General features: G+C 34.1%; 15 protein-coding genes. 4 read left to right on the plus strand and 11 right to left on the minus strand.

From position 1 onward, the window contains the following. Positions 1–17 precede the first annotated feature (17 nt). Positions 18–626: an NUDIX hydrolase gene (locus tag Q3V31_RS01630; protein ID WP_090813175.1), complete on the plus strand. Its 609-nt coding sequence runs from the start codon at positions 18–20 to the stop codon at positions 624–626. A gap of 52 nt (positions 627–678) precedes the next feature. Here the strand turns inward: Q3V31_RS01630 and Q3V31_RS01635 are convergent, their stop codons facing one another. The 8 genes from Q3V31_RS01635 to Q3V31_RS01670 all read right to left on the minus strand — a co-directional run bounded on the left by Q3V31_RS01635 (position 679) and on the right by Q3V31_RS01670 (position 8,347). Then, the gene (locus tag Q3V31_RS01635; protein WP_329763053.1) at positions 679–1,017 is read right to left on the minus strand and encodes an SdpI family protein; all 339 of its coding nucleotides are present in this window, start codon (positions 1,015–1,017) and stop codon (positions 679–681) included. A gap of 32 nt (positions 1,018–1,049) precedes the next feature. Beyond that, a complete protein-coding gene (locus Q3V31_RS01640) occupies positions 1,050–1,919 on the minus strand; it encodes a peptidoglycan-N-acetylglucosamine deacetylase (protein WP_097871871.1) in 870 nt (289 codons plus the stop codon). Positions 1,920–2,036: 117 nt separating this feature from the next. Beyond that, positions 2,037–2,909, minus strand: coding sequence for an aminoglycoside 6-adenylyltransferase (locus tag Q3V31_RS01645; protein WP_090813172.1), 873 nt, complete (start codon positions 2,907–2,909; stop codon positions 2,037–2,039). Between the two features lie 134 nt (positions 2,910–3,043). Continuing rightward, a complete protein-coding gene (locus Q3V31_RS01650; protein WP_000103831.1) occupies positions 3,044–3,715 on the minus strand; it encodes an O-methyltransferase in 672 nt (223 codons plus the stop codon). Between the two features lie 149 nt (positions 3,716–3,864). Then, positions 3,865–4,584 (minus strand): 3-ketoacyl-ACP reductase, encoded by a 720-nt coding sequence (locus tag Q3V31_RS01655; protein WP_000818981.1) that lies wholly within the window; start codon positions 4,582–4,584, stop codon positions 3,865–3,867. A gap of 168 nt (positions 4,585–4,752) precedes the next feature. Beyond that, positions 4,753–5,826, minus strand: coding sequence for an envelope stress sensor histidine kinase HitS (gene hitS / locus Q3V31_RS01660; RefSeq protein ID WP_001231499.1), 1,074 nt, complete (start codon positions 5,824–5,826; stop codon positions 4,753–4,755). Continuing rightward, positions 5,823–6,500: an envelope stress response regulator transcription factor HitR gene (gene hitR / locus Q3V31_RS01665; RefSeq protein WP_000612403.1), complete on the minus strand. Its 678-nt coding sequence runs from the start codon at positions 6,498–6,500 to the stop codon at positions 5,823–5,825. The genes hitS and hitR overlap by 4 nt, the downstream gene beginning before the upstream one ends. 86 nt (positions 6,501–6,586) lie before the next feature. Continuing rightward, positions 6,587–8,347 (minus strand): ABC transporter ATP-binding protein, encoded by a 1,761-nt coding sequence (locus Q3V31_RS01670; RefSeq protein WP_000451781.1) that lies wholly within the window; start codon positions 8,345–8,347, stop codon positions 6,587–6,589. Positions 8,348–8,622: 275 nt separating this feature from the next. Here Q3V31_RS01670 and Q3V31_RS01675 point away from each other — a divergent pair, with 275 nt between their 5' ends. Further along, on the plus strand, positions 8,623–9,387 hold the full coding sequence (locus Q3V31_RS01675; RefSeq protein WP_071733893.1) for an alpha/beta fold hydrolase: 765 nt from the start codon (positions 8,623–8,625) through the stop codon (positions 9,385–9,387). 167 nt (positions 9,388–9,554) lie between these two features. Here Q3V31_RS01675 and entFM read toward each other — a convergent pair whose 3' ends face one another. Beyond that, entirely contained in the window at positions 9,555–10,865 is a 1,311-nt protein-coding gene (gene entFM / locus Q3V31_RS01680) for an enterotoxin EntFM (RefSeq protein WP_329761860.1), read from the minus strand. 718 nt (positions 10,866–11,583) lie between these two features. Here entFM and Q3V31_RS01685 point away from each other — a divergent pair. Next, complete coding sequence (locus Q3V31_RS01685; protein ID WP_002086168.1) at positions 11,584–11,754, plus strand: hypothetical protein; 171 nt, start codon at positions 11,584–11,586, stop codon at positions 11,752–11,754. A 43-nt stretch (positions 11,755–11,797) separates the two neighbouring features. On the opposite strand, the gene Q3V31_RS01690 is transcribed toward Q3V31_RS01685, so the two are convergent. Then, positions 11,798–12,397, minus strand: a complete 600-nt coding sequence (locus Q3V31_RS01690) for a nitroreductase family protein (RefSeq protein ID WP_001029951.1) — start codon at positions 12,395–12,397, stop codon at positions 11,798–11,800. Between the two features lie 248 nt (positions 12,398–12,645). Further along, positions 12,646–13,599 (minus strand): D-alanyl-D-alanine carboxypeptidase family protein, encoded by a 954-nt coding sequence (locus tag Q3V31_RS01695; RefSeq protein WP_016129175.1) that lies wholly within the window; start codon positions 13,597–13,599, stop codon positions 12,646–12,648. 218 nt (positions 13,600–13,817) lie between these two features. Between Q3V31_RS01695 and Q3V31_RS01700 the strand changes: the two genes are divergently transcribed. Continuing rightward, positions 13,818–14,819 carry a S66 family peptidase gene (locus tag Q3V31_RS01700; RefSeq protein WP_090813167.1) on the plus strand — a complete coding sequence of 334 codons (1,002 nt, stop codon included), beginning with the start codon at positions 13,818–13,820 and terminating at the stop codon, positions 14,817–14,819. Positions 14,820–15,010: the final 191 nt, after the last annotated feature.

Consider the following 15,010-nt stretch of genomic DNA (forward strand, 5'->3'; position numbering starts at 1 on the left):
CAGAAAGGGGAATTAAAATGACAGAGTGGTTAACAATATTTGATCCTGAAAGAAATACACTTGGAAAGAAATTACGTGATGACGTGCATCGTGACGGTGATTGGCACGAAACATTTCATTGCTGGTTTGTAGAAAAAGATGCTGAGGATATGTTCTTATATTTCCAATTACGCTCTAAAAATAAAAAAGACGCTCCGAGTATATGGGATATTACTTCAGCTGGACATATTATGCATGATGAAGAAGTAGAAATTGGCGGTCTTCGTGAAATTGAAGAGGAATTAGGGCTTTCCTTTCAAACTACTGATTTAACATACAAAGGTATCTTTAAAATAGATTATGAACTTTCAAATCTTACTGATCGTGAGTTTTGCCATATGTATTTTCACAATGTAATAAAGCCACTTCCGTTTGCACCAGGTGAAGAAGTAGACGATGTGATGAAAGTACACGCAACTTCTTTTCTACAACTATTAAAAAGAGATATTTCATCTATAACGACTATTTCTCTTTTAAACAGTAAACCGATAACGATAACATTTGAAGATATTTATCCATATGACCTTGAATACTATGAATTTGTTGTCGAACAAGGAAAAGAATTGCTAAAAAATAATAGTTTGTAAATAAAATAGGACTCCCAGCTTATATTGCCTGGGAGTCCTATTTTATTTATCATTATTGTTCAAGTGTCTTCAATCTTTTCTCTACTCGCATAAATAAGCGAATGATTAACAATAGCATGACAGCCATAATCACCGCTGTTGTATGAGGATATCTAAACAATATACTAATAGCACTTCCAATTAACATCATAATGTATCCATTCTTTTTCATCACTTCTGCACTATACTTGTTACCCGCATCCCATAATTCTTTATTTTTCATAGATCGTTTCGTCCGGTAACCATATGCTGCGTTAATATCCGTCGGTGGATTTTTTTGAACAATACGTGCGGCAAGTATAAATATAATACCGATTAACATGCTTATTCCTATGTTTACTAGTGCATACATCAATTATATCCACCCCCTAACTTACACCTTCATTATACTATACAACCCTCAAAATTCCAATTATTAACATTTAATTTTCTCTCTTTAGATGTCTGGAACATACTTGGAAGTGTTACAAAACGTGCCCCTTTCGTTTTTAACTGTGGAATAATTTTGTCTAGCGCATCTACAGATCCTTGCAAGTGTCCACCTGGAGTTGAATGCTGAAGTATGACACTACCTGGAAATGAATTCCCTAACACATTATTTGTAATCGTGTCAGCACTTACACCTTTCCAATCAACCGTATCAACACTCCACTGTACAATCATAAAATTTTGCTCTGTCGCCCACTTCAATTGATTTTCAAGTATTTCACCATATGGTGGACGTATGAATTTCGGTGCATAACCAGCTAAACGATTTAATATTTCTTCCGTTTTTATAATTTGATTACGGTACTCAGCCTCATTTACTTTCGCTAAATTCGGATGATTGTACGTATGATTACCAATTACATGCCCTTCATTTGCGATACGCTTTACTACATTCGGAAACTTTTCTGCATTTTCACCAAGTAGGAAAAAAGTAGCTTTTACATTATGTTTTTTTAACTTATCTAATATTTTTGGTGTAAATAATAAATCTGGTCCATCATCAAATGTAAGAGCAACTTCCGCTTTATTGTAAGGACCTGAAAATGCATATGCATATTTTTCGACCCATGAAAATGGTGTCCATGATCCCCTCTCCTCTTCTTTCATTTGTATTTCATAATTTTGAGGAACATGTAATGCGTATGGCAATGAGCTTATATAGTCTCCATAATAAAATGAGTTATATGGCATATAAGCATACGAAACATTTCGCTCTAACCCCCATTGATATGGAACGAACATTTCTGGCGAATAAAAATAATACATGATAAAAACCTCCCTAAAGTTTCATATGTGATTCATCTGTACTTTGTTAGAGAAATTGTTATTCATGAACAAAAATAAGACTGTCCGTAATTAGGACAGTCCTGCTGCTTTATATTATTAATAAATCGATGTAATATCTTTCGGCAAAGCTTTCACATGTTTTAAATAACTCGTCACTTTGTCATCATCATCTTGCGGATATTGATATCCATATGTGTTAGCAATTTCATTCGCAACTTCCCTAAATAAATCACCCATTACAAAGAATGACCGCCATAAATTTTCATATTCTGCATTTGAAAAGGTCCTTTTAAATTGCTCCCACATATCTTTTTCAATATATTGCTCGAAATGCTTTCCAAACTTCCCTACATTAACTGTAAAGTCTGTTTTCATACCAATATGCCATTCTAGCATTACGATGAACATATCTCGCATTGGGCCTTCAAGCATTCCTTTCGCATAAGAAAGTTCCTCGCGCCACAATCCTTTTCCTACATTTGTACTGCACCACCAAAATTCATTACAGCAATCTAAAAACTCTTTTTCTGTGGGCTTTTTTATTAAATAATCCCTATCGCTTGCTGGTGGAAATTCATCCATACAATCATCTTTATCAAGAAGCAGTTTACTTAAACTATCTTGCCCAACGAATATATCTATCAAATCAACTGGAACTAACGTTAAATCAATCCGGTTCCCATCCATGAACTGCATTAAATACGGAAATTTCCCGTCTTCATCTGCTGGAAGTAACGTCATTTCTTCTGGCATCTGGACAATCATTATTTCTCCAAATCTACGTATCCAATTATGATTAGATGTAAAAGATTGGATATCTTTTACAACATACATAATATCATAATCTTGGAAACAGTCTTTTTTCACATTTGGATTTACACGTGATCCATTCATGATGACTGCTCGAATTCTTTTATCCTCTTTTGCTGTATTTATAATTAAGTCTAGCATTTCTTTTTCAGTTCTCATCTATTTCTAACCCCCAATTTTTTTATATAAACTTATATTGTTAAGTATGTTGGAGGTCCACGAGCTAACTGTATTGCACACAATACACGTTATAATTTTTGAAACTTCCTTTTCATCCTTTTTGCCTCCTTACATCACTCTTTTACAACTGCCATTACAAATCCATCATACCCTTTACTTCCGACAGTTTGAAGCGCTGTAGCACTTACACGCGGCTCAGCAGCTATGAGCTCATAGAAACGGCGTATCCCTTGTACACGAGGGTCGTTACTCGTATTGTCAATAACTTCTCCTTCACGTACTACGTTATCCCCAATAATTACAGTGCCAGGGCGTGATAGTTTCAGTGCCCATTCAAAATAAGCAGGATTATTTTGTTTATCAGCATCTATGAAAATAAAATCAAATGGTTCATACTTCTCATTTTCTATTTGTTTTAAAGAATCTAACGCTAATCCTAATCGTATTTCAACTCTATCATTCAAATTGGCACGCTCAATATTGCTACGTGCAATTTCAGCATGCTTTTCACTTGCTTCTAATGTAACAATTTGCCCTCCAGATGGCAATCCTCTTGCAAGCCATATAGTGCTATATCCGCCTAGAGTGCCAATTTCTAAAATGTTACGAGCTCCTTGGATTTGTACTAATAGTTGTAAAAACTTCCCTTGAATTGGCGATACATCATGCGCCGGCAAATTAGCTGAAGCATTTGCTTGAAGAACTTCTTCTAATGTAGAATCTTTCGGTATTAATACATCACTCATAAATTGATCAACAGCCGTCCATTTCTCAATCGTACTCATGGAAATACCATCCCCTTCAATTTTTTCATGCTTTTCTACCATTCACGTTTGATTATACAGAAAATTCCGTTTCATACACAAAAAATAAAGAAGGGATACCCACTCCATTACAGAATAGATGTCCCTTCTTTGTATTTTATATTTATCCCTTACGGATTAGTAGACCAAAGTCCTGCTGATTTAATAAATGTACGTTTATTTAATTTCAGCTGCGCTACGATAAACTCTGCAATATCTTCCGCTTGCATTACTTTATCAGGGTTTCCATCAGTTAATCCTAAGTCTACAGCCATGTCAGTTGCTACTGTACTTGGAGTTAAAGCTGTTACACGAATGTTATGTTTGCGAACTTCCATCGCTAACGATTCTGTTAAGCCAAGAACACCAAATTTAGAAGCACTGTATGCACTCGTTACTGGTGCACCTTTTTGTCCTGCTGTAGATGAAATGTTAATAATATCACCAGATTGTTGTTCAATCATGCTTGGTAAAGCTGCACGAGTTGCATAGTATACACCCATTAAGTTTACTTGAATGATTTTTTCCCAATCAGCAACATCTAGTTCTAAAAACTTACCGAACTTAGAAATACCAGCGTTATTAATTAAAATATCGATAGATCCTAATCCAGCTTTTAACGTTTCAATTGCATTCGTTACTTCTTCATATGAAGATACATCCGCAGTCGCAATAACAGCTTTTACACCTTCTGCTTCCACTTCTTTCGCAACTGCTTTTAAGTTTTCTTCTGAACGAGCTAAAAGACCTACATTTACGCCTTCTTTCGCTAATGCGATCGCTACAGCGCGACCAATTCCTCTACCTGCTCCTGTAATTAAAGCATTTTTTCCTTGTAATAATTCCGCCAAGTGTAACACTCCTTAATCATCTCAGTTGTTTATTATATTAAAAGTGTATCTATGTTTATGAAAAAAGGCAATGATGCACTTTCATGTGCGTAGGTTACTTATAGGTAACTATAGTAATGGTAAATGCATTTTTAAAGAAAAATAGTGTTAGAAGGTCTCCTCCTAACACTATTTTTCTTCATGATTTGGAATACGCACAATAAATTTTGTACCATTCCCTTCCTCACTCTCGACTTTTATTTCTCCTTGATGAAGGTCGAGTACTTTTTTTACAATCGCTAAACCTAAGCCACTTCCTCCATAAGCACGGTTTCGTGAAGAATCCACTTTATAAAAACGCTCAAAAACATGTTGCTTCTGTTCTTCTGATATACCAATTCCCGTGTCCCGAATACTTACTTCTAGGAATTCCTTATGTTCTTTTAACTGAATTGTAATCATACCACCACTTGGAGTAAATTTAATACTGTTATGAATTAAATTAATCCACACTTGACTCATACTTTCTTGGTCCGCAGTAATTTGCACTTTCTCTAAATCAAGGTCTAACTCAATTTCTTTTTCAGCCCACAGCGGTTCACTATTTAATACAACTTGCTTTAACTGTTGATCTAATCGATAAGTCACTCTTTCTGGTACATACTCTTCTGATTCTAAAAGTGTTAGCTTTAATAGATTTTGACTTAGTTTAGATAATCTCGTTGTTTCCGTTTCAATAATGGTAAGATAATGCTTTCTTTTTTCCTCAGAAAGATTATTATCTTGCAGCGCTCTAGCAAACCCTTTTATAGAAGTTAATGGTGACTGTATTTCATGAGAAACATTCGATACAAATTCCTGGCGCAGTTTCTCCATCGCGTTCAGTTCATCTGTCATATCATTTATACTCTTTACGAGTACACCAATTTCTCCATCATACTTTTCTTCATTTCGTATTTTTACAGAGAAATCCCCTTTTGCAATTTTTTGTATCGGTTCAATAATAGTCCAAATCATCGCCTCTCGCTTCGGTCTCATTAAAATTCCAATTACTGTCCAAATAAGAACAATAAAAACAAAGCCAACCATATCACTAATTAGAAAAGTAATAAAAGGCGATACGTTTATTTCCAGAGCTTTCATGACACTTGACGATACAAAAAAGGCTATAGACCAAATTATAGTAAGAAAAGTAAAGAGCGCTACTATCGCCCCCATTACTTTTAACATCTTCATCTTACTCATTCTTTCTCTTTTTCTCATTTACTTACCTCTAAGCGATACCCTAAGCCCCTTATCGTCCTTATACTAAACTTCGATAACTCTTCTTGAAACTTTTCACGCAACCGATTAATATGAACGTCTAGCGTGCGTTCATTCCCTTCAAAATCATATCCCCATACGTCTTCTATTAATTGCTCTCTTGAACAAGTTCTTCCCGCCTTAGATCCTAATGTAAAGAGCAATTCAAATTCTTTTAATGGCAACGTCACCGTTTGTTCTCCGGCGTTAACTTCAAATGTATTACGATTTAACAGTACATTCCCAACTTGAATAGATTGCGATACTGTAATTTGATAACGTTTCAACAATGCCTTCACTCTTACAACTAATTCTAAAGGATCAAATGGTTTTACAAGATAATCATCTGTTCCGAGGTGAAACCCTTTTATCTTTTGAGATGTTTCACCTTTAGCAGTTAACATAAGAATCGGCATATCATAGTATTTTCTTAATTCATAACATAAATCAAATCCATCCATATTTGGCATCATAATATCAAGAATCGCCATATCAACTTTCACTTCTTCTATTCTTCGAAGAGCATCTAATCCATCAACGGCTTCATATGTTTGAAAACCTTCTTTTTCCAAAAATACAGAAACAAGTTCTCTAATATGCGGATCATCATCTACAATTAAAATTTTGGGTATCAAGGAATCATCTCCTTTCTGCTTAGCATACTTTTTAGCACTCTAAAATTAACAATCAGTGAAGTGCCCCCTCACTGATTGTTTTCATTCTATAATGCTCCTTCTTTAATTTTCAATTGTTGCATTGCAAATTCACGGTACATGTCATGTGTCCGTAATAACTCATCATGTGAGCCACTTCCTGTAAGATTCCCTTTTTCAATAAAGATAATTTTATCTGCATCTACAACAGTAGAAAGTCTATGCGCGATAACTAAAGTCGTTCTACCTTTCATTAAGTTATTTAACGCCTTCTGAACAACTGATTCCGATTTACTATCAAGACTTGAAGTCGCTTCATCTAACATAAGGATTTGCGGATTTCGTAGTAACGCTCGAGCAATCGCAATTCGTTGTCTTTGCCCTCCAGAAAGCTTCACACCACGCTCTCCAACTTCTGTTGCGTATCCGCTTGGTAAATCATGAATAAACGCATCAACATACGCCATCGCTGCCACTTTTTCAATTTCTTCATCCGTCACATCATTCTCAACACCGTAGCAAATATTATCACGAATCGTTCCATCAATTAACGGACTATCTTGTGAAACATAACCAATTTGACGTCGCCATGACTGTAATGAATAGGCCGTAATTGGTTCTTCTCCTAATTTTATTACACCATTAGTCGGCTCATAAAAACGTTCTAATAGCGAGAATAAAGTTGTTTTCCCACTACCACTTGGTCCTACAATCGCTGTTACTTTTCCAGATTCAATCGTGAAATCGACATTTTTCAATACTTTCTCATCTTCGTTATACTCAAAATTCACATTTTCAATAACGATCGACTGCTTTGCATTTGTAACTTTCACACCAGTTTCATGGTCTTCTACTTCATATTCTAGAATCGTATTAATTCTTTCAGTTGCACCAATTGCCTTTTGGAATTGTGTAAAAAACATAGATAATTGACTCATTGGCATTATAATTTGAACTAAATATAAAATAAACGCTACAAGTTCCCCTGTTGTTAATGCGCCACTAGAAACTCGCATTCCACCATACCCTACGATAATAACAAGCAACGCCATTAAAACAAACGACATAACTGGTGAAATTAACGCTTGCACTTTTCCTTCTTTCAAACCAAATTGCAATAACTTTTGGATACCTGTATTACCTGTTTCATATTCTCTTTTTTCCGTATTTGAAGATTTCACTAAACGAATTTCTGATAACACCTGTGTTAACACACTTGTAAAAGAAGCTGTTTCATCCTGAAGTGCTTTTGAAATCTTATACATTTTTCGTCCAAGTGGCACTAAAATTAGTACAGATAATGGAATAACCGTTAAAAGTAATGCTGTCATTTTCCAATCTAAAACAAATAATACAATTAACGATCCAATAATTGAGATACCGCCTGTTAATAAGTTTGACAAATGCTCAGAAATTAATGTTTTAACAACACCTGTATCATTTGTCATACGACTAATTGTATCTCCAGTTCTATTTTGATCATAATAAGACACTGGTAAAATAAGTACCTTTTTCCACAATCGTTCTCTAAGTCCAGCTACAATTTTTTGTCCAATATAATTCAGTAAATAAATTGACAATCCTGCAGCAATTGTTTGCATTATAAAGAATGCGACTAACGCAACAATTTGTCCTGTACTAATTGAAGAAATCGAGAAATTATCAACTAATCCTTTTGTTAACATCGGAATAAACAAACTCGCTCCAGTAGAAAGTAAACTCATTAATAATGCAAAAATAAGAATGCCTTTCGGTGGATTTGTATCTTGAATAAGACGTAAAAACTGCCTCCAATTTCCTTTTTTCTTTTCTGTATTCCCAACTTCCATTGTCGTTCATCTCCTCGTTTTCAACAAAACTATGATTTCTAAAAATAGAATACGATATAAATGTAAACTGAATGTAAACACACTTTTTCTATTTTTACAAAATATACATATAAACTCATCTTTACAACAGATATAAATATCTGATATTATTACCTGGTACTTAATATTATTCTATGCAAATGCTAGACTACGCATAGAATATTTATAACCGATTTTCTTAATTAGCCAATTTAAAATACTAAATAAATCTCCAGTTACTGAAAGGAGTATCCTTTTTGCAAACAAATAAACACTCTGAAAAGGAAACAATCATTTTTATTCATGGATTAGTTGGAAATCGCCGTGCCTTCAAAAAAGAGCATAAACGATTTTCTGCATCCTACAACATTATAACTTATGACTTATTAGGCCACGGAGATGATAAAGGAGAGGCTATCGACTTTTCAATACAGCGCCTCGTAGATCAATTGTTGAACTTGTATGAAAAAGAGGGTATTAAAAAAGCTCATATTTGCGCTCTAAGCTACGGCTGTTATATCTCTACGACATTTGCGCAAATGCATCCTGAAAAAGTATTAAGCATTTGTCATATTGGTGGACATTATAATAATCCTTCCCGTTTATATAATGTTTTTCAGAAATTTTGGGAAAAGCGCGGGGATGAATATTCAGCTTGGCTTTCTCAGTATGCAAATACTATTTTCCCAAGTGGGATATTAAAGGCTAACCCATTCGCTGTAATTTCAAGAAATATTTATTACCGTTTCGGATTACAATTACACTCTTCCATTATCGCTGAGTCATTACGACATCGCTTAGAATTCGACTTGAAATCTAAATTAAAAGCACTTCCCCATCCTATATTATGGGTGATGGGAGAACATGATCATCTCTATAAATCTTGTCTCTTTGATTTAAAGTCCATTCTTCCGAACGTTTTATATAAAGAAATTCCATTAGCAGGTCATGCAGCAAACTTATTCCGCCCAAACTATTTTCATGATTTATATGCTAAGTTTTTGCATGGAAAATTGACATAAAGTGAAACTTTAATCAGCGGGGATTTGTCCATCCCCCGCTGATTATTATCCCGCAAATAGCAGGATAAATACTACTATACTGTTAGTTTATCCAACTATGAAAAAGGCTTCCCAAGTTTCCCTGGAAAGCCTTTTCTCTATACGAATAGTATATAAAATACTTCTTCTTAGTATGCTTTTGTGTAACCTAATAGGTGCTTACTCCAGTAAGAGTTGCTTACAGAGCTAATGCGTACGCCAGTTGCGTCAGTTTCTGCACTGATGAACTGTCCATTACCTAAGTAAACGCCCATGTGAGAAGGACCTGATTTATAAGTATTTTGGAAGTATACTAAATCACCTGGTTGTGGACTGTTAGTCTTTGTTTTAGAGCTCCAGTATCCAGCAACTGTTTGACGAGCGCCTTTATGACCAGTTTGATTTAATACGTAGTGAATGAATCCACTGCAGTCAAAACCAGCAGGTGTTGTACCAGCAGTTCTGTATGGTGAACCATTTAAAGATCTAGCGAATCCAGCGATTGAAGATGTATCTCCACCTGTTGGTGCTGTTGGTTTTTGTACTTCGTTCGTACCTTGGTTCGTACCTTGGTTCGTACCTTGGTTACCACCAGTAACTACATTGTTCACTCCGCCTTTTACAAACTTAACAAAGTCTGCACTTACGTAACCAGTGCGGCCATTATGGTTAATTTTATACCAACCATTTTCAGCGCCAGTAACGTTTAATACTGTACCATTTGTTACCCCACCAATTACAGGGTTATATGTAGCTGGACCTGTACGTACTTTTAAAGCACCTGTGTTAACAACATAAGATCCACCAGTTTGAACTGTAGTAGTATTGTTGTTGTTGTTTGTAGTTGGTTGCTGAGTTTCGTTAGATACAGCTGAACCACCTTTTGTTACGAAGTCTTTACTTACGTATCCAGTTCCACCATTGAAGTTAATTTTAAACCAATCTTGAACTTCACCTACAACTTGAACTGTTTTTCCTTTATTTACAGAACCTAAAACAGTATGAGATGCACTTGGGCCTGTACGTACGTTTAATGAAGAAACGTTTACTGTGTAAGTACCTGTTCCTTGCTGAACAGTAGTAGTAGTTCCTTTGTTGCCACCAGTTGTTACGAAGTCCCCACTTACATAACCTGTTTGACCGTTTACACTAACTTTGAACCAACCGTTTTCTTGTCCAATTACTTGAAGTACTTGACCTGATTTCACTTTAGAAATAACGTTATGTCCTGTACCAGCACCTGAACGTACATTTAATACATCAGCTGTTACTGTGTATTTTAATTCAGAAGTTGTTTCTACCGTTTTTGTTTCAGTTACAGTCGTTTGAGTTTGAGTTTGAGTTTGTCCATTAATTTCTTTTAGCGCATCATTTGAAACTTGTGCATGAGCAGAATCCATTCCAGGAACTGCTACACCTACTACAGATGCTGCTGCTAAACCTGCGATTACTTTTTTCATAAGTTGTCTTTACTTCCTTTCCCTACTATCCTCTTGAGAAAACTATAAACTTAGTACTTTACAATATTATCAAAGTAAAATATTCATCCAGTTCCATTTTTTAGCAAGAGTTTTATTTTTCACACATCATTTATTTTAAACGATTGAAGTGAATTTAGTGTGAACTTCATGTGAACTTTATCATTAAACAGTGTGTTTTTGCAATGTTTTTTTCAAATTTCTTATGTATTTCATTGAAAATTCGACATTCCATTCATTATCTTAATATATATTTTTCTTTTGCTATCCACTTTAAAAAACTCTATTAATCTAATACAATGCAAAGAATGTATTTTCTAGTAAAGTCCCTTCCATGAAGCATACTCTTAATCATGACAAAAAATGCTTTTTTTATCATTAGTATAATATTTTCAGAAAACTTTTTTTGATATTATCCATCGTTTTTAAAAGATTTGACGATTTGTAAGATTTAACTCCAAAAATTCTGTTCTAATTTGACGAAAATACACATTCCACTATCTATTTTTCACTATCCATGGAATTTTCAGGATATTTATATTATCATATATAAAGTAGGATTTTAATCCATACAAATTTTATTCACCCCACACTGAAACCAATCGAACTTTTACAGGTCGGTATTCTATACGTATCATTGAATTTTAATATGGAAGCCTTACTGCCCGCAAATAGTGAGATAAAAAAAGGAGATATATTTATGAAAAACATAATAGATGATCCTATAAATAAAAATATAGAACTGTACTATGCTTTTTTTCAATTCGTTTCAATTATAACATTACAAAAAGTATCAACTATTGAAACACGTAAAAACAAATTAAAAAATCAGATGAAAAATTCCTACAAAAAAAATCCTTACTACTTATAAAAGGTGAACAGATTATATCTCTGTTCACCTTTTATTTTTTATTTTATTTGTAAATTTTCACACGAGTTTCTAATGGCTGATATTCTTTATCTCCTGCCGAAACTACCGGTTTACCAAATGGCATTTGCGCAGTTAACTTCCAGTTTTCAGGTACATCCCATTCTTTTCTTACTTTTTCATCAATCAACGGATTATAATGCTGCAATGTAGCACCAAAACCTTCAATCTCTAACGCTGTCCAAATCGCAAATTGTAACATTCCAGAAGATTGCTGCGACCATGTAGGAAAATTATCTTTGTATAGTGCAAAGTTCTCTTGCAAACTTTCTACTACTTTACTATCTTCAAAATACAAAACTGTCCCATAGCCACTTCTAAATGCATTCATTTTCTCTTCCGTAGGTGCAAAATTATTTTCAGGTACAATTTTTCGTAACGTTTCTTTCGTAACATCCCATAATTTGTCGTGTTGTTCACCTAGTAATACAACAACTCTTGCACTTTGAGAATTAAAAGCCGAAGGTGTATGTTTCACAGCATGATAAATCACTTCTTGAATTCTTTCATCAGAAACTACTTGCTCTTTACTAATTGCGTAAATAGATCTTCTGTCTTCAATTGCTGAGTAAAAATCTTTTGCCATCAAAATTCCCTCCAATTTTTATTTGAGGCAATATCATATGTATGAAGCATATAATGCCCCTAAACTTATTAATAATAAGTTCTTAACTTAATAATATCAACAAACAATAACAAACTCAAATGATATCACTTAAGTTTTTACTCCCAATACGTCAAAGAATAAAGCAGACAGTCTATTGTCACCAACATCAAGGTTCAATAAACTGTCTGCTTTATTTTTATAAAAATCTAATTTACTTCTTTCTTCACCTAATTAAGCAATTGAAATGCATAGGACATTAATTTATTTGTTTCTGTAAAACGTTTTGTTTTACTTTTTGTCCCCATAACAACTGTAATAATGCGATTATCACCTTGTTTTGCAGTACCTGTAAAACAATACCCTGCGCTATCTGTAAATCCTGTTTTTAATCCGTCTATTCCTTCTATATATAAAGCTTTATTATTTTTGTTTAACATCTCATTTGTGCTTGTAACATTAACATTATTAAATGCTAACTGACTTTGACGTAAGTGAGTCACTTCTAATATCTCTGGATAGTCTTTTATAAGATGATACGCTAATTTTGCTACGTCAGCTGCTGTCATTTTTGTTTCACTTCCGTCGGGCTCCTGCAATCCGGAAGCATTCGCAAATTTAGCTTTATCTGACATTTCTAACTGCTTTGCTTTTTCATTCATAAGTTGAACAAAGTTTTTTTCTGTCTTAGCTACATGTTCCGCTAAAGCGACAGCCGAATTATTAGCCGATTCAATCATTAACGCATGATATAAGTCCTTAACAGTTAATGTATCATTTGCTTGCATCGGGATTTTTGCACCCTCTGTTTGTGCCGACTTTGCACTTATTTTCACTGGATCTTCCCAGTGGACTTTTCCATTATGTATACTCTCTAAAACGAGATATGCTGTCATCATTTTTGACATACTAGCAGGGGCAACAGCTTCATTTTCATTATTTTGATAAATAACTTCTCCATTACTCGCATCGATAATAATAGCTGCTTTTGCATCAATTTCTGGTGGTATATATTTTGGTGGAACTACTTTTTCAGATAGCCCTGTTTTAGGTAGCTCTGCCACTTGTAAAGGCTGAGTATCTACATTTGTTTCACTCTTTTGAACTCCTTGGAAAAAGAACCAACATATACCCAGAATTACTACTAATAGGATTGTTAATCCTCCCCATTTTAACCGCTTCATTCTAAAACTCCTTTAGCAAACCTTTTATACACTCATGTTTAACCATAACAACAATTACTTTATATCGTCAAGGTAAAAAGCATATTTATTCATCTACAACAATTATTATTTCAATCCCTTTCTCTTTTTTATATGTGTTACACTAAAAATAACGAAATATAAGAATATTCAATAATAATAAGTTCGAAAACACCATATAATAGAAAGGATTTATACAAATGATACTTCCAAAAGCATTAAAATATGGCGATACAATTGGCATCTACTCTCCCTCTTCACCAGTAACCTATACTTCTCCAAAGAGATTTGAACGAGCAAAATTATACTTAAAAAAGAAAGGATTTCGTATATTAGAAGGCTCACTAACAGGTCAATATGATTATTATCGTTCAGGAAGCATTAAAGATCGTACAGAGGAACTAAATGACTTGATTAGAAACCCTAACGTTTCTTGTATCATGGCAACAATTGGGGGAATGAATTCAAATTCATTATTACCTTATATTGACTATGATTCTTTTCAAAAGAAACCAAAAATAATGATTGGCTATTCAGATGCAACAGCGTTATTACTAGGGATTTATGCAAAAACAGGAATTCCTACATTTTACGGTCCAGCACTCGTTCCTTCTTTTGGTGAATTTGAGCCTTTCGTAGATTGCACGTACAAATATTTTGCGGATACTGTATTAACTGATCAACACCTTCCTTACAACATAAATCAGCCGTTATTTTGGTCAGATGAATTTATTAATTGGGAAGAAAAAACGAAAGAAAAAGAACTTCGACCGAACAATTGGATTTCAGTAATTGGTGGAAAAGCTACTGGACGTATTATTGGTGGGAATTTAAACACTATACAAGGTATTTTTGGTAGCCCCTATATGCCACATATTCAAGAAGGTGACATTCTCTTTATTGAAGATAGCTCAAAAGATGCATCTACTATCGAAAGAAGTTTTTCATTACTTAAAATTAACGGCGTTTTTGATAAAGTTTCAGGTATCATCCTTGGAAAACATGAGCAATTCAATGATTGTGGTACAAATCGAAAACCTTACGAAATACTATTAGAAGTATTACAAGATCAAAAAATTCCTTTTCTAGCCGATTTTGATTGTTGTCATACTCATCCAATGATTACTTTACCGTTAGGTATTCAAGTAAAGATGGATGCAACAAATAAAACGATACAAATTATAGAACAGTGGAAAATCTAACTCTACTACCTCCATTTCAACTCTATAGCTACGTATGGCCTTCTATTGTTTTACATTAAAAGACATGATACTATATATTTTGGAATGTGAAGGAATAAACAAAAATCATTTCAATATGCCTTCTACATAATAAGAAGCTATTGATTATATACATCGAGTTTACATGCGTGTATATAAATGTAAAAGAGAGT

Origin of the sequence: Bacillus nitratireducens, assembly GCF_036320425.1 — a bacterium.
Classification (GTDB): Bacteria; Bacillota; Bacilli; order Bacillales; family Bacillaceae_G; genus Bacillus_A; species Bacillus_A nitratireducens.